Origin of the sequence: Rhodopseudomonas sp. BR0G17, from assembly GCF_010907025.1 — a bacterium.
GTDB classification, from domain to species: Bacteria; Pseudomonadota; Alphaproteobacteria; order Rhizobiales; family Xanthobacteraceae; genus Rhodopseudomonas; species Rhodopseudomonas palustris_H.
Genome location: NZ_QUML01000003.1, coordinates 179,746 through 199,999 on the forward strand (window position 1 = coordinate 179,746; position 20,254 = coordinate 199,999).

A 20,254-nucleotide genomic window follows, 5' to 3' on the forward strand; every position below is an offset into this window, starting at 1 on the left:
CGGGAGTTGAGGACGACCGCTGGCGTTCGTCCTATCGGGCCGGCGCGCCCGCGGGCGGCTGTCCGGTTTCGGCGGCCTTTGCCGCTTCGAGCTTCTCCCGCTCGGCCGCCGGCATTTTCCGGAGCCGTTCCTGCTCCTTCATATAGGCGTCGTACCTGGCGGTACCAGGGCGCGGCGGGGCGTCCGCCGGCAGTCCTCCGGCCCACTGCGGCACATAGTCCGCCATACCGGTGGTGAGCGCGCTGTTGATTGAGCCGCAGCCCGTCAGCGCGCCCAGCATCACCACGGCGCACGCCAAGCGCAGTCCCCGCACCAACCCAACTCGCATCGATACATCTCGCTTCGTCGTCACCGGCAGAAGGCGCCGGCGCGGCTGTCTACCGCGTTCCGACGAACGTTCCAAACCCGCACCGCTATTGGATAACAGCATACCTGATATCGCACCATCATTTCAGTTTCCGTGGCAATGATATGGCCAAGCCTGCGGCGGAACCGTGGACGTCGGATCGTCGGCAACCTCGCTGTCGTCGGCCGGTGTGACATCATCCGGCGCCTTGACGCTCCGCCCGCCGACCATCGCGCGCTTCGTGAGACAGCGCGGCGCCGCGTCGGCTAAGGTGGGATGGGCCATAAGCCTCAACAAAGAGGCAAGGGAAAAGGAAACACTCATGCGGATGGGCAGACGAACGCTGTTGCAGGCAGCCTTCATCGCACTGGCAGGCGCCGCGCCGATCGCGGTGGCGCACGCCGAGGACACTGTTAAGATCGGCCTGATTGTGCCGATGACCAGCGGCCAAGCGTCGACCGGCAAGCAGATCGACAACGCCATCAAGCTTTACATCAAGCAGAACGGCGACACCGTCGCCGGCAAGAAAATCGAAGTGATCCTGAAGGATGACGCCGCGGTGCCGGACAACACCAAACGGCTCGCACAGGAACTAATCGTCAACGACAAGGTCAACGTCATCGCCGGCTTCGGCATCACCCCCGCCGCATTGGCCGCGGCGCCGCTCGCCACCCAGGCGAAGGTGCCCGAAGTGGTGATGGCGGCCGGCACCTCGATCATCACCGAGCGCTCCCCCTATATCGTCCGCACCTCGTTCACGCTGCCACAATCCTCGACTGTGATCGGTGACTGGGCGGTGAAGAACGGCATCAAGAAGGTGGTGACGCTGACGTCCGACTACGCGCCCGGCAACGACGCGCTGGCCGCCTTCAAAGAGCGCTTCACAGCCGGCGGCGGCCAGATCGTCGAAGAGGTCAAGGTGCCGCTCGCCAATCCGGACTTCGCGCCGTTCCTGCAGCGCGCCAAGGACTCAAAGCCGGATGCGATGTTCGTGTTCGTGCCAGCCGGGCAGGGCGGCAACTTCATGAAGCAGTTCGCCGAACGCGGCCTCGACAAGTCGGGCATCAAGGTGATCGGCCCCGGCGACGTGATGGATGACGACCTGTTGAACAGCATGGGTGACGCTGCGATCGGCGTGGTCACCGCGCACATCTACTCGGCGGCGCATCCGTCGGAGAAGAACAAGGCGTTCGTCGCGGCTTACAAGAAGGAATTCGGCCAGCGGCCGGGCTTCATGGCGGTCGGCGGCTACGACGGCATCCACCTGATCTACGAAGCGCTGAAGAAGACCGGCGGCAAGGCCGACGGCGACTCGCTGATCGCCGCGATGAAGGGCATGGCCTGGGAGAGCCCGCGCGGCCCGATCTCGATCGATCCCGACACCCGCGACATCGTCCAGAACGTCTACATCCGCAAGGTCGAGAAGGTCGACGGCGAGCTCTACAACGTCGAGTTCGACAAGGTCGACGCGGTCAAGGACCCGGGTAAGACGAAGAAGTAGTCGCGGTGCGACGAGCCGTCGTCAGAGCCGAGACAAGCCGGGTATGACGGGAAACATCCACGCGTCATTCCGGGGCGCGCGAAGCGCGAACCCGGAATCTCGATCGGTCAACAACCTCTGGATTCCGGGTTCGCTCGCTAGCGCGAGCGCCCCGGAATGACGACAGAGAACTGATTGTTCCTTTTATGACCCTGCTCACCATCCTGTTCGACGGCGTTGCTTACGGCATGCTGCTGTTCGTGCTCGCGTGCGGGCTGGCGGTGACGCTGGGCCTGATGAATTTCGTCAATCTCGCGCACGGTGCGTTCGCGATGGCCGGTGGCTATGTCTGCGCGGTGCTGGTCAACCGCGCCGGCTGGCCGTTCTTCGCCGCGCTGCCGCTCGCCTTCCTCGCCAGCGCCGCGATCGGCGCAGTGCTGGAGCGGCTGCTGTACCGGCATCTCTACACCCGCACTCATCTCGATCAGGTGCTGTTCAGCGTCGGGCTGGTGTTTATGTCGGTCGCTGCAGTCGACTACATCATGGGCTCGTCACGGGTCTTCATGCAGCTGCCGGAGGCGCTGCAGGGGCAGATCGACCTGTTCGGCGTCGGCATCGGCCGCTACCGGCTGATGATCATCGTGATCTGCGGCCTTCTGACCGTCGGCCTGCAATTGACCCTGGCGAAGACGCGGTTCGGCAGCCGGCTGCGTGCGGCGGTCGATGATCCGCGCGTCGCTAGCGGCCTCGGCATCAACGTGCCGCAGGTGTTCGCGCTGACCTTTGCGTTCGGCTGCGGGCTGGCCGGCTTCGGCGGTGCGCTCAGCGCCGAGATCCTCGGGCTCGATCCGTATTTCCCGCTGAAGTTCATGATCTACTTCCTGATCGTCGTCACCGTCGGCGGCTCCTCTTCGATCACCGGGCCGTTCCTCGCCTCGCTGCTGCTCGGCATCGGCGACGTCGCCGGCAAATACTATCTGCCCAAGCTCGGGCCGTTCGTGATCTACACCATCATGATCGTGATCCTGATCTGGCGTCCCAATGGCCTGTTCGGCCGCACCGCGGCGCGCTGATGACCATGTCGACTCCTCCCGAAATTGTCGGATTCCATGCCCGCCGTACCGCGCGATGGCACTGGTCTGAAGTAGCGTTCTGGGCCGTGCTGATCGGCTGCGGCCTGCTGTTTCCGTCGCGCTATCTGATCATGACCGAGATCGTCCGGCTCGGCCTATTCGCGCTGTCGTTGGATCTGATCCTCGGCTATGCCGGCATCGTCTCGCTGGGTCATGCGGCATTCTTCGGCGTCGGTGCCTATAGCGCCGGCCTGCTGGCGCTGCACGGCATCGTCGGCGAGCCGGTGCTGGCGCTGCTGGTCGCAGGCCTCGCCGCCGCTGTGCTCGGCTTCGCCACTAGCTTCCTGGTTATTCGCGGCGTCGATCTCACCCGGCTGATGGTGACGCTCGGCATCGCGCTGCTGCTCGAAGCGCTGGCGGAGCGGTTCTCCAACATCACCGGCGGCACCGACGGCCTGCAGGGGATCGTGATGCAGCCGCTGCTCGGCATCTTCGAGTTCGACATCTTCGGCAAGGTCGGATTCTGGTACACCGTTGCGGTGCTGTTTGTGCTGTTCCTGCTGGCGCGCCGGGTGGTGCATTCGCCATTCGGCCTGTCGCTGCGCGCGATCCGCAACAACCCGCTGCGCGCCTCGGCGGTAGGCATCCCGGTCAACGCCCGGCTGGTCGCGATCTACACCTTCGCGGCGTTCTATGCGGGGATCGCCGGCGCGCTGTTTACCCAGACCACCCAGCTCGCCTCGCTCGACGTGTTCTCGTTCGAGCGTTCGGCCGATCTGATCCTGGTGCTGGTGCTTGGCGGCACAGGTTATCTGTATGGCGGACTGATCGGCGCGGTGGTGTTCAAGCTGCTGCAGGAGACCTTCTCGATCCTCACGCCGCAATACTGGCTGTTCTGGATCGGGCTGGTGCTGGTGGTGATCGTGCTGATCGGCCGCGAGCGGCTGCACCGCTGGGTGCTGTTCCTACCACGTGCGATCGCGCGCGCGGTGCGCGGCGGTAAGCCGGCGGCGGGAGGCGCGAAATGACCCTGGCGCTGCAAACCATCGGGCTGGAGAAACACTTCGGCGGGCTCAACGTCACCCGCAACCTGTCGCTCAATGTCGAAGCCGGCGCGCGCCATGCCCTAATCGGCCCCAACGGCGCCGGCAAGACTACGGTGATCAACCAGCTCACCGGTGTGCTCAAGCCCAACGGCGGCCGCATCCTGCTCGAAGGCCACGACATCACCCATATGCCCGTGCATAAGCGGGTGCTCCTCGGGCTGTCGCGCACCTTCCAGATCAACCAGCTCTATGCCGACCTGACGCCGCTCGAGACCATCGGGCTCGCCGTGTCGGAGCGCTCCGGTCATGGTGGCGACTGGTGGCGGCGGATGGGCACGCGTGCCGATATCAACGACGAGATCGCCGAGAACCTCGAGCGCTTCAAGCTGCTCGACGTGATGAACGAGCCGACTGGCACGCTGCCCTATGGCAAGCAGCGGCTGCTCGAGATAGCGGTAGCGATCGCTACCAAGCCGCGGGTGCTGCTGCTCGACGAGCCCGCCGCGGGTGTGCCGGAGAGCGAGCGCCACGACATTCTCGCCGCGGTCGCCGGCCTGCCGCGTGAGGTGACGGTGCTGCTGATCGAGCACGACATGGACCTGGTGTTTTCGTTCGCCGACCGCATCTCGGTGCTGGTCTCCGGTGCGCTGCTGACTGAAGGCACGCCTGAAGAGGTCGCGCGCGATCCGCAGGTCAAGGCGGTTTATCTCGGCGAGGATGCCCATGTCTGAGCTCGTAATGCCTGAGCTCGAAATGCCTGAGCTGGCCAATGTCTGATTTGCTTGCGATCGATCAGCTTCGCGCCGGATATGGCGAGGCGGTGGTGCTGCCGTCGATGTCGCTGCGTCTCGCCGAAGGCGAAGTGCTGGCGCTGCTCGGCCGCAACGGCACCGGCAAGACCACGCTGATCAACTCCATCGTCGGCGTCACCCGCCGCTTCTCCGGCACCATCGCGGTCGGCGGCGTCGATGTCACCGCGCTGCGCCCGGATCAGCGGGCGCGCGCCGGCATCGGTTGGGTGCCGCAGGAGCGCAACATCTTCAAGTCGCTCACCGTCGAGGAGAACCTCACTGCGGTGGCGCAGCCGGGGCCGTGGACGGTGGCGCGGGTGTACGAGATGTTTCCGCGGCTGGAGGAGCGTCGCAGCAATTTCGGCAATCAGCTCTCGGGCGGCGAGCAGCAGATGTTGGCGATCGGCCGTGCGCTGACGCTCAATCCCAAGGTGCTGCTGCTGGACGAGCCGACTGAGGGCCTCGCGCCGATCATCGTTGACGAATTGCTAACCGCGCTCGGCACCATCACCCGCTCCGGTGGCATCTGCTCGATCATCGTCGAGCAGAACGCGCGAAAAATCCTCCAGCTCGCGGATCGGGTTGTGATATTGGAACGCGGCGCGATCGTGCATGATGCGGCGAGCGCGGCGCTGAAGGATGATGCCGCAACGCTGGAACGCTATCTGGGCGTCTCCGGTGGGGCCAAGAGCTGACCTTGGGGAGTGACAATGACGCAAAGAACAAAGCCACCGTTCCGCGCCGACGAGGTCGGCAGCCTGCTGCGGCCGCAGAAGATCAAGGAAGCCCGCGCCAAGCTGGAGAAGGGCGAGATCACCGCCGCCAATCTTCGCGAGATCGAGGACATGGAGATCGAGAAGGTCGTCCATAAGCAGTCGGCGATCGGGCTGAAGCTCGCGACCGACGGCGAGTTCCGCCGCTCATGGTGGCACTTCGACTTCTTGAGCCATCTCACCGGCTGTGAGCTCTACCATCCCGACACCGGCATTCAGTTCGCCGGCGTGCAGACCCGCAACGATTCGATCCGCGTCATCGGCAAGCTCGACTTCCCCGACGACCACCCGATGCTCGATCACTTCCGCTTCCTCAAGAAGCACGCCGACATCGCGCATGTGACGCCGAAGATGACCATTCCGTCGCCGGCCGTGCTGCACTTCCGCGGCGGCCGCAAGGCGATCTCCAGCGAGGTCTATCCGGATCTCGACGGCTTCTTCCAGGATCTCGCCAAGACCTATCGCAAGGCGGTGAAGGCGTTCTACGACGCTGGCTGCCGCTATCTGCAATTCGACGACACCGTGTGGGCGTATCTGTGCTCGCAGGACGAATTGCAGAAAGCGCGTGCCCGCGGCGACAATCCGGACAATCTGCAGCAGATCTATGCGCGGGTGATCAACTACGCGATCGCCGATCGGCCGGCCGACATGGTGATCACCACTCACGTCTGCCGTGGCAATTTCCGTTCGACCTGGATTTCGTCCGGCGGCTACGAGCCGGTGGCGGAGACGCTGCTCGGCGGTATCAATTACGACGGCTATTTCCTGGAATACGACTCCGAGCGCGCCGGCGGCTTCGAGCCGCTGCGCTTCCTGCCCAAGGGCAACAAGGTCGTGGTGGTCGGCGTCATCACCTCGAAATTTGGCGAACTGGAGAGCAAGGACGCGATCAAGCGCCGGCTCGAAGAGGCCTCGAAATTCGTGCCGCTCGAACAGCTGGCGCTGTCGCCGCAATGCGGCTTCGCCTCGACCGAAGAGGGCAACATCCTGTCCGAGCAGGAGCAGTGGGACAAGCTGCGCCTCGCGGTGGAAGTGTCCTGGGACGTCTGGGGCAAGTAAGCGGTCTCGTTCCGACCTTTGGATCTGCTTGATGGCCGGGCTTGTCCCGGCCATTTGCGTTTCAAACGAGCCCCGTCATTCCGCGGCGCTCGCGAAGCGAGTGAATCCGGAATCCAGGAGTTATGGCGATGCCGGGTGCTTAACAGCTCCAGATTCCGGGTTCGCGCTCCGCGCGCCCCGGAATGACGGTATGGGGGAGGGAGACTGACGGAGTGCCTATCGCCTGCCGTTAGTCGAGCCCCAGATACGCCGCCTTCACCTTCGGATCGGTGAGCAGCTCCGCGGCGGGGCCGGCGTGAACGATGCGGCCGGTTTCGATCACGTAGCCGCGGTCGGCGATTTCGAGGGCGGCCGCGGCGTTCTGTTCGACCAGCAGGATGGTGATGCCGCTGTTGCGCATCGCCACCACGGCGTCGAGGATCTGGTCGACCAGGATCGGCGACAGCCCGAGCGAGGGCTCATCGAGGAGCAGCAGCTTCGGCTGGCCCATCAGCGCGCGGCCGATCGCCAGCATCTGCTGTTGGCCGCCGGACAGGCCGCTGGCTTGCTGGTCGCGCTTGTCCTTCAGGATCGGAAACATCGCATAGATGCGCTCGCGGTCGGCCTCGATGCCGTCGTCCTTGCGCAAATAAGCGCCGAGCCTGAGATTGTCGGCGACACTGAGCGGGCCGAATATCTGGCGCCCCTCGGGCGACTGGGTGATGCCGAGGCCGACGCGCTTGTGCGGCGCCAGCTTGTCGATGCGTTGGCCGAGAAACCGGATTTCTCCGCCGGACACCGGCTGCACGCCGGACAGCGCCCGCAGCAGCGTTGTCTTGCCGGCGCCGTTGGAGCCGATCAGCGCGACGACTTCGCCGGCACGCACCTCGAGGCCGATGCCTTTGAGGACGTCGATCCGGCCGTAGCCGCTGTGCAGGTCCTTCACTTCAAGCACGCGCCGCCTCCCGCGCGCCGTGGCGTCCGAGATAGGCTTCCGCCACCAGCGGATTGTGCCGCACCTCGTCGGGCGTGCCTTCGACCAGCATCCGGCCCTGATTGAGCACCAGGATGCGATGCGAGATCTTCATCACCAGCTTCATGTCGTGTTCGACCAGCACCACCGCGATGCCCTGGTCGGCGACGCGGCAGATCAGGCGGTCGATTTCCTCGGTCTCGACCGAATTGCACCCGGCTGCCGGCTCGTCGAGCAGCAGCACCCGCGGTTCGGCGGCGAGCGCGCGGGCGATTTCCAGCCGCTTGCTCGCGCCATACGACAACGAGCCCGCCGCGACGTCGGCGACGTCGCTTAGGCCGACCTGATCGAGCAGCGTGAGCGCTGCCGCGCGGGTGGCGCGGTTCTGCCGCGTCACCGAGGGCAGGCGCAGTAGATCGGCAAACAGGCTGCAGCGCTCCTGCAGATGCCGCCCGACCATCACGTTCTCGGCGGCGGTCATGCGGTGGAAGATCTGCAGGTTCTGGAAGGTGCGCGACAGCCCACGGGTGGCGAGTTCGTCCGGCGGCAGGCCGGTGACGTCGCGGCCGTCCAGCTCGATCCGGCCGTGATCGGCGGCGTACATACCGGAGACGACATTGAACAGCGTGGTCTTGCCGGCGCCGTTCGGGCCGATGATCGACAGGATTTCGCCGGGCGCCACTGCAAAGCCGACGCCGTCGATCGCTTTGACGCCGCCGAATGCGATGCCGACATCGCTGACCTTCAGAAGCGTCATCGCCGCGCCCTCCTGGTCAGCTTTGCCAGCATCGGCACCATGCCGTCGCGCATGAAGATCATCGACACGATGATGATCAGGCCGAGCAGGAAATGCTCGTAGTCCTGAAACACCGTCAGCAGCTGCGGCAGCACCACCAGCACCGCGGCGCCGACGATGCTGCCGACGATCGAGCCGAGGCCGCCGAGCACCACCATCGTCACCAGCTCGACCGAATGCAGGAAGCCCGCCTGATCCGGATTGACGAAGCCGTTCATCATTGCCAGCGCCGAGCCGGCGATCGAGGCGTACACCGCCGCGATGACGAAGGCCTGCAGCTTGAAGCGTTCGACATGCACGCCAGCGGTGCGCGCGGCGATCTCGCTGTCGTGCAGCGCCCGGAAGGCACGTCCGGTGGGCGTGTCGTCGAGGTTGAGCGCGAACCAGGTGCCAATCAGCAGCAGCCCCGCCGTGATCCAGTACCAGGTGTTCGAGCCGGAGACGCGCCAGCCGAACAGACTGAGCTTCGGCACCGGCATGCCATCAGGCCCCCCGGTCCAACCGCTTTCGGTGGTAATCACCATCGCTACCAGCACGCCAAGCCCGAGCGTGGCGATGGCGAGGTAATGCCCCTTCAGCCGCAGGATGGGGCGGCCGACCAGAAAGGCGAGCAGGGCGGAGAGCACAGCGCCGACCAGCACCGCAAGTAGCGCGTTGAGGCCTAAATGCGCCGGCCCAATCGCCACCGCATAAGCGCCGATGCCGAAGAAGCCGGCATGGCCGAGGCTGACCTGGCCGGCCTTGCCCATCAGAATGTTGAGCCCGATCGCCGCAAGCGCCGACACCCAGACCAGCGAGGCGACCCGAAAGTAATAGCTCGATGGAAACAGCAGCGGCAGCACCGCCATCACGACGGCGAGCGTGACCAGAATGACGGACCGGCGTCCGAACAGGTTCAGCATCACTCAAACCCGCTCGACGGTGCGACGGCCGACCAGCCCCTGCGGCGAGACGAACAGCACGGCGAGGATGACGATGAAGGCAATGGCGTCCTTATAGGTCGATGACACGTAGCCGGCGCCGAACGATTCCAGCAGGCCCAGCAACAGGCCGCCGATCACTGCGCCGAGCGGATTGCCCATGCCGCCGAGCATCGCGGCCGCAAAGCCTTTCAGCGCCAGCAGCGTGCCGACGTCGTAGCTGGTCAGGGTGATCGGCGTGATCAGGATTCCGGCGATGGCGCCGATCGCGGCCGAGCCGCCGAAGGCCAGCGCCATCACGGTGGCAACGTTGACGCCGACCAGCCGCGCCGCGAGCCGGTTGGCGGCGGTGGCGACCACCGCCTTTCCGATCAGCGTCCGCTCCATCACGTAGTACAGCGTCAGCACCACCAGCGCTGCGCCGCCGAGCACCCACAGGCTCTGCGGCTGAATCACCGCACCGAAGAGGTGGATCGGCGTGTCGCCGGAGAAGGCGGGCAACTTGTGAAATTGCTTATCGAACACGATCTGGGCCGCGCCGCGCAGCAGGATCGAGGCGCCGATGGTGATGATAATCAGCGACACCGCGGAGGCGCCGCGCGCGGGCGCAATCGCCAGCCAATACAGCAACAGCCCGACCACCACGGCGACGATCACCGCCAGCAGAGCTGCCAGCGGTAGCGGCACGCCAGCCGCGTACGCAAACACGGTGACCATGCCGCCGAGCATGACGAATTCGCCCTGGGCGAAATTGACGACGTCGGAGGCGTGATAGACCAGCGTGAAGCCGAGCGCGACCAGCGCATACACCGCTCCGACCGTCAGCCCCGAGATCAAGAATTGAAGCAGTTCGGACATGGCGCGGGAGTGACTTTCAGATCGATGGAACGCGCGGCAGATCGCCCAGAGCTCTCGTCATTCCGGGGCGCGTGTGAAACGCGCGAACCCGGAATCCAGAAGTTGTTAGGTCGAGAATCCGAGTTCGCGGACGGGTGCCCGCGCCCCCGGAATGACATCCGACTTTGCTCAGCTTCCCGGCGCTACCAGCATCCAATCGCCGTTCTTGACCTCGAGCATCCGGAACGCCGACAGGTCGAGGCCGAGGTGATCGGTCGGCGACATGGTGACGATGCCGCCGGTGCCGACGAAGCCCTTGGTGGCTTCGATCTCGTCGCGCACCTTCTTCGGATCAGCCGACTTCGCCCGCTTCATCGCATCCACTAGGATGTAGAGGCCGTCATAAGCGTGACCGCCGAAGGTCGAGACCGGCTGCTTGGTGGTGTCTTCGTAGGCCGCCTTGTACTCGGTCACGATCTTCTTCTGCGGATCGTTGTCCGGCAGCTTGTCGGCAACGAGCAGCGCGGCGGCGGGCAGCCGCACGCCTTCAGCTGCGGGTCCGGCGAGCTCGATGAAGCTCTTCGAGGCGACGCCGTGGCTCTGATAGAACGGCGTCGACGACATGCCGAGCTGCGCGTAGTTGCGGGTGACGATCGCCGGGCCCTGGCCGAAGCCGGGATTGACCACCGCCTCGACGCCCGAAGCTGCCTTGATCTTGGTGAGCTGTGCCGTCATGTCGCTGTCGCGCGGGCCGTAGGTTTCTTCGGCCACGATGCTGACACCGTAGTTCGGCGCGACCTTCAGGCACTGCGCCCGCATCGACGAACCAAAGCCGTCGGTGCCGGAGATCATCGCCACCTTGGTGAATTTGCGCGCCTTGATGTTCTCGAAGATCTTCTCGCACGCCATCTTGTCGGTGTGCGGGGTCTTGAACACGTATTTGCGGACAGGATCAATGATTTCGACCGCGCCGGCAAACGAGATGAACGGGATCTGTGCTTCCTCGAACACCGGGATCATCGCCATCGTGGTGCCGGTGGTCGAGCCGCCGATCATCGCCACCACCTTGTCGTCCTCGACCAAGCGGGTGGCGAAAGTGCGCGCCTTGTTGGCGTCGCCGCCGTCGTCATAGACGACGAGTTCGATCTTCTTGCCGTCGACGCCGCCCGCGGCGTTGATCTTGTCGACATACATCTTCAGCGTCTTGTCCTCGGGATCGCCGAGGAACGACGCGGGGCCGGTGATCGACAGCACCGAGCCGAGCTTGATGGTGGATTGCGCCAATGCGCCGTGCATCAGCGAGAAGCTGGACAGCGCCAAAGCCGTCGCGCCGACGGCAACGCTGCGCAGGACATGCGTGTAGCGAGACATGAATCTGTTTCCTCCGTTGCAGGCTGCGCTTCTTGCGAGCGTCTTGGCCTGATCCAATCCCGGTGCCTTGTATACGACGCCGACCGCGCCGATCGCACCTTATGCTTTCTGCTGATCGTAAAGCTTAACCGAACGGTCGGTCAATAGTGTTGCGCAAGCGCGCGCCACCGCGGCCGCTGGTGCGGCGCGATCAGCAAGCAGGATGGAGATCGGAGAGGCGGGTGCCGTGCGGCAGCGGCCGGCGCTACAAAAATCAGCAGCGCCGGCGGCGTAACTACGCGTCGCCGCGGCCGACGCTGTGATAGTCGAAGCCGTGCTCGGCCATTTCGGCGGGGCGGTAGATGTTGCGCAGGTCGACGACGATCGGCTGGGCCATTGCGGCTTTCAGCCGCGGCAGATCGAGCGCGCGGAATTGCACCCACTCCGTGACGATCACCAGCGCGTCGGCGCCCTTGGCGCAGTCGTAGGCGTCTTCACAATAGGTGATATCCGGCAGCTCCGCCTTGGCCTGCGCCATGCCGGCGGGATCGAACGCCTTCACCTTGGCGCCCATGTCGGTGAGGCCGGTGACGAGTGGGATCGACGGCGCCTCACGCATGTCGTCGGTATCCGGCTTGAAGGTCAGGCCGAGCACCGCGATGGTCTTGCCGCGCATGTTGCCGCCGAGCGCGTGCGAGACCTTGCGGGCCATTGCGCGCTTGCGGTTGTCGTTGACGGCGAGGACGGCCTCGACGATCCGTACTGGCACGTCGTGGTCATGGGCGGTCTGTACCAGCGCGCGGGTGTCCTTGGGAAAGCACGAGCCGCCGAAGCCGGGGCCGGCGTGGAGGAATTTGGAGCCGATCCGATTGTCCATGCCGATACCGCGAGCGACATCCTGGACGTCGGCGCCGACCCTCTCGGCGAGGTCGGCCATCTCGTTGATGAAGGTAATCTTGGTCGCCAGGAACGCGTTGGCGGCATATTTGATCAGCTCGGCTGTGCGCCGCGCGGTGTACATCAGCGGGCCCTGGTTCAGCGACAGCGGGCGGTAGATCTCGCCCAGCACCTTGCGGGCGCGTTCGTCATTGGTGCCGATGACGATCCGGTCCGGGAACTTAAAGTCGCGGATCGCGGCGCCTTCACGCAGGAATTCGGGGTTCGAGGCGACCGCCGCGTCGGCAGTGGGATTGGTCTCGCGGATCAGCCGCTCGACCTCGTCGCCGGTGCCAACCGGGACCGTCGACTTGGTCACCACGACCGTGAATCCCTTCAGGGCGGCGGCGATTTCCTTTGCGGCCGCATACACATAGGATAAGTCGGCATGACCGTCGCCGCGCCGCGACGGAGTCCCAACGGCGATGAACACCGCGTCCGCTTCGCCCACCGGGGCGGTCAGGTCGGTGGTGAAGTCGAGCCGCCCGGCCTTGACGTTGGCTGCGACCAGCTCGTCAAGTCCTGGTTCGTAAATGGGAATTTCGCCCCGATGCAGGGCCGCGATCTTGCCGGCATCCTTGTCGACGCAGGTCACCCGGTGGCCGAAGTCCGCAAAGCAGGCCCCAGACACCAGCCCCACATAACCCGTCCCGATCATCGTGATGCGCATCGCTCAATCCGTTCCGTAAGGCTACCCGGCCATGCCAGGGTTCGCCCGCCTCTTAGCAGATGGATTGCTGTTTCCCAATGACAGACTATTAGGTGCTTAATCGGATTTGCACCGATTTATCGATGGTACTCATCTCATCGTCGCCCTTCCGGCGGTGGGAAATGCGTGCTATGGGACTTCGTCGAAGTGGAGCTGCCCACCCCGCCGTTGCATGAATAACGACCAGCTTCTCAACCGGATATCGGACTATTGCCGTCAGGCCGGGATGGCCGAGACGACGTTTGGCCGTCGTGCGGTCAACGACGGCAAGCTGGTGTACCGGCTGCGCGAGGGCAAACGCATCACCTTGGACACTCTGGAGCGGATTGAGGCGTTTGTTGCTGCTGGGCTGGGCGTTGCGCCGCCGCCGCGGGGGCTGGTGGTGCCGCTGGAGCGGCGGGACCCGCGCAGCAACTTCCGGTTTTTCGAGAACCGCCAGAAATATCTATTGTTTGTCCACACTTGCGGGGAAAAGCGGGTGGTGGCGGACCGCGTCGCGCTGGAGCTCGCGAACATCCACCCCCGCCCGCCCGCGCTGCGCGTGTTCGATGCGGGGTGCGGGGATGGCACGGTTCTGGCGCGCGTGTTGCGCGCGATGCATGGGCGGTTCCCCCAGATACCGTTCTACGTCTCCGGCAAGGAGCTCAGCGTCGAGGACCTGCGGCTGACGCTCGACAAGGTGCCGGACCGGCTGTTCGAGCACCCCGCCTCGGTGTTCGTGTTCACCAACATGAACTACGCCGAAGCGCCCTGGCTGACCCCGGCGTCCTCCGCGGCCGCCGCCGGGATGATCTGGCACGAGGTGGCGCTGCGCGGGGGCTCTTCGGGCGAGTTCGAGACCCAGATCGCCGAGCTGGCGCCGTTCCTGCAGGACAATTGGCGCGCCAATGTCAGTCCCCGCACCGGGATGCCGGTGTACGAGCGCCCGGTCGCGATCGTGCTGTACCGCGAGGACCACCGCTTTCTGCTCGACGCGGTGATCCCGCGCGCCGGCCGCACCGAGGCCAATTTCGACCTGATCATCGCCTCGCAGCCCTACCGGGCGAAATCATCCGTCAACTTCCGGGCCAAGCGGATCATCGCGCCGCTGGCCCGCGCGCTGCGCCCCGGCGGCCGGCTGATCGGCATCCATTCCCACGGCCACGATCCCGGATTGGAAATCGTCCAATCGATCTGGCCGGACGAGAACCCGTTCTCGGTCAGCCGCCACGAATTGTTGCGCGCGGTCAAATACGAGCTCGGCTCGGCTGGTAGAGACCTGAACTTCAATGCCTACGCCGATAACCGCTCGATCTTTCGCTACGATATGGAGGCTTTGCCCAATGAGGTCACCGGACCGATCGGCAATTCGACGGCCTTTGCAGCATGGAATGCCGCGGTGTATGTCGCGCAGATCGAGGACGACCGGCTCACGGAAGTGACCCGGGACGGCCAGTACTTGGAAGCCACCAGAGAAGTTCTGCGCAAGCACAGCGGTCTCTGGTTCAACGACGAATCCTACGTCATCTCGCGCAGGCGCGACTGACACTCTCAGGATAGGTATCTTTCACGAAAACACCGCCGGGGTCCGGCGGACAAGGGGTTGGTGATGCGCGCGTCTTATATGTTCACGAGTGAGTCCGTGTCCGAAGGCCATCCGGACAAGGTCTGCGACCGGATTTCCGACGAGATCGTCGATCTGTTCTACCGCGAAGGGCCGAAGGCCGGGATCGATCCGTGGGCGATCCGTGCCGCCTGCGAAACGCTCGCGACCACCAACAAGGTGGTGATCGCCGGTGAGACCCGCGGCCCGGCCTCGGTCACCAACGAGCAGATCGAACACGTCGTCCGCGAAGCCATCAAGGACATCGGCTACGAGCAGGACGGCTTCCACTGGAAGACCTGCGATATCGAGATCCTGCTGCATCCGCAGTCGGCCGACATCGCGCAGGGCGTCGACGCGCTGCAGCCCGGCACCAACAAGGAAGAGGGCGCCGGCGACCAGGGCATCATGTTCGGCTACGCCACCAACGAAACCCCGGACCTGATGCCGGCGCCGATCTTCTACGCCCACAAGATCCTGCGGCTGATCTCGGAAGCCCGCCACTCCGGCAAGGAGAAGGTGCTCGGCCCGGACAGCAAGAGCCAGGTGACGATCCAGTACGAGAACGGCAAGCCGCAATACGTCCGCGAGATCGTGGTGTCGCATCAGCACCTCGTCGAGGATCTGACCTCGAACCAGGTTCGCGACTGTGTCGAGCCGTATGTGCGCCAGGCGCTGCCCGCCGGCTGGATCACCGACAAGACGATCTGGCACATCAACCCGACCGGCAAGTTCTTCATCGGCGGCCCGGATGGTGACTCCGGGCTGACCGGCCGCAAGATCATCGTCGATACTTACGGCGGCGCGGCCCCGCATGGCGGCGGTGCGTTCTCCGGCAAGGACCCGACCAAGGTCGACCGCTCGGCCGCTTATGCGGCGCGCTACCTCGCCAAGAACGTCGTCGCCGCCGGCCTCGCCGACAAGTGCACCCTGCAGCTCGCTTACGCGATCGGCGTGGCGCGCCCGCTGTCGATCTACATCGACACCCACGGCACCGGAAAGGTCGCCGAGGACAAGCTCGAGACCATCGTGGCCGAGGTGATGGACCTGACCCCGCGCGGCATCCGCACCCACCTCGACCTCAACAAGCCGATCTACGCCCGGACCTCGTCCTACGGCCATTTCGGCCGCACCCCGGACGCCGACGGCGGCTTCTCCTGGGAGAAGACCGATCTTGCCGACGCCATGAAGCGTGCGGTGTAACTAGAGCGATACCACCGTCTCTAACCTCTCCCCGCGCGCGGGGAGAGGTCGGGTCGCCGTATAGCGGCGATCCGGGTGAGGGGGCCTCTCACCGAGGCCGAGCCTCGCGGCTGCCTCTCGCCCCGGCCCTCTTCCCGCAACAGCGGGGCGAGGGAGACGAGGCGCACTGCCTCAAACTGCCCGATTCAGTTCGTAGTGCTCAGTTCGACTGACACAGACATCAGGAAACCCATCCGCATGACCGCCAAGTTCACCGATTACATCGTCAAGGACATCGGCCTCGCCGAGTTCGGCCGCAAGGAGATCTCGCTGGCCGAGACCGAAATGCCCGGCCTGATGGCGACCCGCGAGGAATACGGCCCGAAGCAGCCGCTGAAGGGCGCGCGGATCGCCGGCTCGCTGCACATGACGATCCAGACCGCGGTGCTGATCGAGACGCTGGTGGCGCTCGGCGCCGACGTCCGCTGGGTGTCGTGCAACATCTACTCGACCCAGGATCACGCCGCCGCCGCGATCGCGGCTGCCGGAATCCCGGTGTTCGCCGTCAAGGGCGAGACGCTGAAGGATTACTGGGACTACACCGCCAAGCTGTTCGACTGGTCGGACGGCGGCACCCCGAACATGATCCTCGACGACGGCGGCGACGCCACCATGTTCGTGCATCAGGGCCTGCGCGCCGAGAACGGCGACACCGTGTTCCTCGATCAGCACAATTCGGAAGAGGAAGAGATCTTCTTCGCGCTGATCAAGCGCATCCTCAAAGAGAAGCCGAAGGGCTACTTCGCCACGCTCGCCAAGAACATCAAGGGCGTGTCGGAAGAGACCACCACGGGCGTGCATCGTCTGTACGACATGGAGAAGGCCGGCAAGCTGCTGTTCCCGGCGATCAACGTCAACGACTCGGTCACCAAGTCGAAGTTCGACAACCTCTATGGCTGCCGTGAATCGCTCGTCGACGGCATCCGCCGCGGCACCGACGTGATGATGTCCGGCAAGGTCGCGATGGTGGCCGGCTTCGGCGACGTCGGCAAGGGCTCGGCGGCGTCGCTGCGCCAGGCCGGCGCCCGCGTCATGGTGTCGGAAGTCGATCCGATCTGCGCGCTGCAGGCGGCGATGGAAGGCTATCAGGTGGTGACCATGGAAGACGCGGCGCCGATCGCCGACATCTTCGTCACCGCCACCGGCAACAAGGACATCATCACGATCGAGCACATGCGCGCGATGAAGGATCGCGCCATCGTTTGCAACATCGGTCACTTCGACAACGAAATTCAGATCGCGCATCTGAAGAACCTGAAGTGGGACAACATCAAGCCGCAGGTCGATGAGATCACCTTCCCGGACGGCAAGCGCATCGTGCTGCTGTCGGAAGGCCGCCTCGTCAACCTCGGCAACGCCACCGGCCATCCGTCCTTCGTGATGTCGGCGTCGTTCACCAACCAGACGCTGGCGCAGATCGAGCTGTTCCAGAACCAGGGCAAGTACGAGAAGAAGGTCTACGTGCTGCCGAAGACGCTGGACGAAAAGGTCGCCCGCCTGCACCTCGCCAAGATCGGCGTCAAGCTCACCGAGCTGCGCAAGGACCAGGCCGACTACATCGGCGTCAAGGTCGAAGGCCCGTTCAAGGCGGATCACTATCGGTACTGATAGTTAAAGTCGTCATGGCCGGGCTTGACCCGGCCATCCAGCAGAAAATAGAGGAGCCCCGGAGCAATCCGGGGCTTTGACTTTTAACTAATTACTTTCCACCAGTTCTTGCTTTCCCCTCAGTTCGGCTAGCCTCCTTCTGGGGAGTCTAGTGCTCGGGGTGTCGATTCTCCTATCGAGCTGCCGTCCCAAATGTCTAAGCGAGATGGAGAAAACGTAACACCATCGCCCAGTCTGGGAGTAAACTGCTCGCTGGGTGTGAAGCTGTACTTTCCATCCTTGCCCCTGAGGACGGTCTCAAGCTTGGAACGCCATTGCATGATGGGGTAGCGCTGATCTGGTGCAGCGAGGCGATCTGCCTTGCCGGATAGTGTGCCACGAAGATACCGAATGAGATTAATTGGACCCCGCGGTTCGTCGATGCTTCGCAATCGGGCTTTTAGGTCTTCATCAATGCCTAGCGTGTCGATAATTGCTTGGCGCAAGTACCGAGCTGTTCGAACGATGACGTCGCGCGCAGGATGACGCATGTCATTGTAGTCAAGGAATCCATGCTCAAAGCCGTCGCTCACAGCTTTAGCTTTGTTGTAGGTTTCTTGATCTTGAAGGAAAATTAGCCGCCGCCTCACTTCGGCATCTAGCTGTTTCCTATCTATCTTCCACTCTTGAATAAGCTGATCTTCACGAAGGCCATGAACAGCAAGATGTTGCCGCAGTGCGGCCTTTGTGAGTGACTCTATGCCCATATACAAATGGGCCAAACATTGGATCTCGTTTCCTGGATTCCATAGGCTCAATGCAATGCTATATTGTCCAACGGCCCGCCTCAATCTTGCAAGGTCAGAATGGGCCGCTAGCGCTCTGCTCACGGCCGTGGCGTCCGTCGCGTTTATCCGACGATTTGGCACCGCACGAAGCGGTGGATCCGGAACGAAGATTTGCAAGAAATCATGTTCGTCATCGTCTAGGGAGGCGTCGAACACCAGCTCTGGATGCAGTGCTCCGAGGTCGGCATTCGCGACGAGGGAAAGAATGTCACTCCCGACTCTGGCAGCATTTGCGAATCGTTCGGCTGCGTCTTCCAAGCTATGAGCTAAGCCCCGCCCCTCTGCACAGAGTTTTTGCGGAACTGGGATTTCATAGTTTCCGCCGTATTCGGTCCAAAACGTCACGCTGAATGTGCCGGGCTCGCCTTCAAAATTCATAACGATCTGCTGACCAGCCTCAAAAATAGCGCTGGCAGATGATTTGCAGACAACGATGGTGTGGCGAGGTTTTTGCTCTTTCGGAATATCAGGTGCTGCCATAATAATCGCCAGTGGATGCAGGAGAAGGGTGATTAGAATTCATTAGTGGAAGAGGTCGTTTATGATCGACGTCTCGTGCAGCCCGTAGGGCGGATTAGCGCAGCGTAATCCGCCATTGCTCCGAGATGAGGCCTGTGACTGTGCGGCGGGTTACGCCTTCGGCTAAGCCGCTCTACGAATTAACCATTCCCATGCGCTCCTTCTCTCCGGGGCAATCTAGCGACTTGCCTATTGAGCGTACGAATCAACCATGAGACTAGGTAAACGAGCGCCATACCGGCCTCTGTTGAAAATAAGACGCCACCACAAAACATAAACGCCATCAGACAAACAAATCCTCCCGGAAATGCAATCGAGAGCGACCGAAGCGAATCGACCGACATTGCCATTTCGAAATTCAACGACGCGAATGTCGCAAACGGCCCAAGCATTAGCGCGGCAAAGATAAACGACAGAGTCGACCGCCCGCCAGACTTCCACGCTTCAAGCCTCTCGCCGGCAATTCGAATTGCATCACTCGAAAACACTCCAGTCAGCACTCGAACAACCCCCAGGAACACAATAATTGCAACGACGACGTCAAAAGTCGCAAAAAGCACCTCGATGTGCCCGTGGTCCAGGCGCCCCGCCATGAACTGGCGTTGCTTCCATAGCAATCGCGGAAAACCCAAATTGATCGCGGTAGGCTGGAAAATGCGCGCAGACGCCGCCACTACAGAAAACACCACGACAACACCGAATGGCGAAAGAACCAGCGCCTTTGTACAAAGGCGATGGACAAACTCTAATTGCTCAGCGCACCACGATTTCCGGCGTATTTGACGCGCATCTTCCTCGTGCATTCTGCCCCCCAACCCCGATGCTCGTTTTCCGCACGTCTACCAGCCCGTAGGGCGGATTAGCGCAGCGTAATCCGCCATTGCCTTAAGGCAAGCCGCTGCCGCTGTTCGGCGGGTTACGCCTTCGCTAACTCGCCCTGCCGCCAAACGGATCAATCAGGGCTGCGCTTGTCGGCGCGCGAAGTTCGACACGTTGCGCGTCACGACCGGAGCGGATCAACCAGGAATTTCAGCGATCGAGATCGCGGCTTCGCACGGCGCCGCGCGAAAATTCTCCATCGTCTTTCGGCATCGACAGCAGTAGTTCGGAGAACGACGGCGCCGGCGTGTGTTCGAGTCGCCGCAGCCGCTCGAACTCCGCCACGTCCATCACGAGGACGGCAGGCTCGCCGTGCTTGGTGACCGTCTGCGGATTGCGCCGCGCGGCCTCGACCAGCTCGCTGAAGCGGTTCTTCGCATCCTGCATCGACCAACGGTGCTCTATCATCTGCGTGGTTCTTTGGAGCTAGGATTGCGAGCCAGAGTGCGCAGCGGAACGATTGCGGTCAAGTCGTGGGCAGGAGCCATCCGTATTGGTGGAATAGCCCGCCGCCTATGGGCTTCCGCCC

Annotated in this window: 19 protein-coding genes; 9 read left to right on the forward strand and 10 right to left on the reverse strand. The window is 63.5% G+C overall.

Annotated features, from left to right (window positions below):
* Positions 1 to 31: 31 nt before the first annotated feature.
* Positions 32 to 328: a hypothetical protein gene (locus DY467_RS04615; RefSeq protein ID WP_164634301.1), complete on the reverse strand. Its 297-nt coding sequence runs from the start codon at positions 326 to 328 to the stop codon at positions 32 to 34.
* Positions 329 to 668: 340 nt separating this feature from the next.
* On the opposite strand from DY467_RS04615, the gene DY467_RS04620 reads away from it, so the two are divergent.
* The 6 genes from DY467_RS04620 to DY467_RS04645 all read left to right on the forward strand — a co-directional run bounded on the left by DY467_RS04620 (position 669) and on the right by DY467_RS04645 (position 6,568).
* Positions 669 to 1,847 (forward strand): ABC transporter substrate-binding protein, encoded by a 1,179-nt coding sequence (locus tag DY467_RS04620; RefSeq protein WP_164634236.1) that lies wholly within the window; start codon positions 669 to 671, stop codon positions 1,845 to 1,847.
* A gap of 185 nt (positions 1,848 to 2,032) precedes the next feature.
* Entirely contained in the window at positions 2,033 to 2,899 is an 867-nt protein-coding gene (locus tag DY467_RS04625; RefSeq protein ID WP_107356691.1) for a branched-chain amino acid ABC transporter permease, read from the forward strand.
* The gene (locus DY467_RS04630) at positions 2,899 to 3,927 is read left to right on the forward strand and encodes a branched-chain amino acid ABC transporter permease (RefSeq protein WP_164634237.1); all 1,029 of its coding nucleotides are present in this window, start codon (positions 2,899 to 2,901) and stop codon (positions 3,925 to 3,927) included. The genes DY467_RS04625 and DY467_RS04630 overlap by 1 nt, the downstream gene beginning before the upstream one ends.
* Entirely contained in the window at positions 3,924 to 4,676 is a 753-nt protein-coding gene (locus tag DY467_RS04635) for an ABC transporter ATP-binding protein (protein ID WP_164573239.1), read from the forward strand. The genes DY467_RS04630 and DY467_RS04635 overlap by 4 nt, the downstream gene beginning before the upstream one ends.
* A gap of 38 nt (positions 4,677 to 4,714) precedes the next feature.
* Entirely contained in the window at positions 4,715 to 5,431 is a 717-nt protein-coding gene (locus tag DY467_RS04640; RefSeq protein ID WP_164634239.1) for an ABC transporter ATP-binding protein, read from the forward strand.
* 15 nt (positions 5,432 to 5,446) lie between these two features.
* Positions 5,447 to 6,568 carry a cobalamin-independent methionine synthase II family protein gene (locus DY467_RS04645; protein WP_107356688.1) on the forward strand — a complete coding sequence of 374 codons (1,122 nt, stop codon included), beginning with the start codon at positions 5,447 to 5,449 and terminating at the stop codon, positions 6,566 to 6,568.
* A 229-nt stretch (positions 6,569 to 6,797) separates the two neighbouring features.
* On the opposite strand, the gene DY467_RS04650 is transcribed toward DY467_RS04645, so the two are convergent.
* The 6 genes from DY467_RS04650 to DY467_RS04675 all read right to left on the reverse strand — a co-directional run bounded on the left by DY467_RS04650 (position 6,798) and on the right by DY467_RS04675 (position 13,029).
* The gene (locus DY467_RS04650) at positions 6,798 to 7,502 is read right to left on the reverse strand and encodes an ABC transporter ATP-binding protein (protein WP_164634241.1); all 705 of its coding nucleotides are present in this window, start codon (positions 7,500 to 7,502) and stop codon (positions 6,798 to 6,800) included.
* The gene (locus tag DY467_RS04655) at positions 7,495 to 8,277 is read right to left on the reverse strand and encodes an ABC transporter ATP-binding protein (RefSeq protein WP_164634243.1); all 783 of its coding nucleotides are present in this window, start codon (positions 8,275 to 8,277) and stop codon (positions 7,495 to 7,497) included. The genes DY467_RS04650 and DY467_RS04655 overlap by 8 nt, the downstream gene beginning before the upstream one ends.
* Positions 8,274 to 9,218, reverse strand: a complete 945-nt coding sequence (locus DY467_RS04660) for a branched-chain amino acid ABC transporter permease (RefSeq protein ID WP_164634245.1) — start codon at positions 9,216 to 9,218, stop codon at positions 8,274 to 8,276. The genes DY467_RS04655 and DY467_RS04660 overlap by 4 nt, the downstream gene beginning before the upstream one ends.
* A 3-nt stretch (positions 9,219 to 9,221) precedes the next feature.
* The gene (locus tag DY467_RS04665) at positions 9,222 to 10,094 is read right to left on the reverse strand and encodes a branched-chain amino acid ABC transporter permease (protein WP_164634247.1); all 873 of its coding nucleotides are present in this window, start codon (positions 10,092 to 10,094) and stop codon (positions 9,222 to 9,224) included.
* A 168-nt stretch (positions 10,095 to 10,262) separates the two neighbouring features.
* Positions 10,263 to 11,444 (reverse strand): ABC transporter substrate-binding protein, encoded by a 1,182-nt coding sequence (locus DY467_RS04670; RefSeq protein ID WP_164634249.1) that lies wholly within the window; start codon positions 11,442 to 11,444, stop codon positions 10,263 to 10,265.
* A 274-nt stretch (positions 11,445 to 11,718) separates the two neighbouring features.
* Positions 11,719 to 13,029, reverse strand: a complete 1,311-nt coding sequence (locus tag DY467_RS04675; protein ID WP_164634251.1) for a UDP-glucose dehydrogenase family protein — start codon at positions 13,027 to 13,029, stop codon at positions 11,719 to 11,721.
* Positions 13,030 to 13,240: 211 nt separating this feature from the next.
* Here DY467_RS04675 and DY467_RS04680 point away from each other — a divergent pair, with 211 nt between their 5' ends.
* From DY467_RS04680 to ahcY, 3 genes are all read left to right on the forward strand, one after another.
* Positions 13,241 to 14,593 carry a hypothetical protein gene (locus tag DY467_RS04680; RefSeq protein ID WP_164573095.1) on the forward strand — a complete coding sequence of 451 codons (1,353 nt, stop codon included), beginning with the start codon at positions 13,241 to 13,243 and terminating at the stop codon, positions 14,591 to 14,593.
* A 63-nt stretch (positions 14,594 to 14,656) separates the two neighbouring features.
* Positions 14,657 to 15,853 (forward strand): methionine adenosyltransferase, encoded by a 1,197-nt coding sequence (gene metK, locus DY467_RS04685; RefSeq protein WP_107345697.1) that lies wholly within the window; start codon positions 14,657 to 14,659, stop codon positions 15,851 to 15,853.
* Between the two features lie 237 nt (positions 15,854 to 16,090).
* Positions 16,091 to 17,500 (forward strand): adenosylhomocysteinase, encoded by a 1,410-nt coding sequence (ahcY, locus tag DY467_RS04690; RefSeq protein ID WP_107345696.1) that lies wholly within the window; start codon positions 16,091 to 16,093, stop codon positions 17,498 to 17,500.
* 128 nt (positions 17,501 to 17,628) lie between these two features.
* Here the strand turns inward: ahcY and DY467_RS04695 are convergent, their stop codons facing one another.
* The 3 genes from DY467_RS04695 to DY467_RS04705 all read right to left on the reverse strand — a co-directional run bounded on the left by DY467_RS04695 (position 17,629) and on the right by DY467_RS04705 (position 20,133).
* Positions 17,629 to 18,807, reverse strand: a complete 1,179-nt coding sequence (locus DY467_RS04695) for a hypothetical protein (RefSeq protein WP_164634253.1) — start codon at positions 18,805 to 18,807, stop codon at positions 17,629 to 17,631.
* A 179-nt stretch (positions 18,808 to 18,986) separates the two neighbouring features.
* Positions 18,987 to 19,649, reverse strand: a complete 663-nt coding sequence (locus DY467_RS04700; protein ID WP_164634255.1) for a hypothetical protein — start codon at positions 19,647 to 19,649, stop codon at positions 18,987 to 18,989.
* Positions 19,650 to 19,875: 226 nt separating this feature from the next.
* Complete coding sequence (locus DY467_RS04705; RefSeq protein WP_164634257.1) at positions 19,876 to 20,133, reverse strand: type II toxin-antitoxin system Phd/YefM family antitoxin; 258 nt, start codon at positions 20,131 to 20,133, stop codon at positions 19,876 to 19,878.
* Between the last annotated feature and the right edge of the window lie 121 nt (positions 20,134 to 20,254).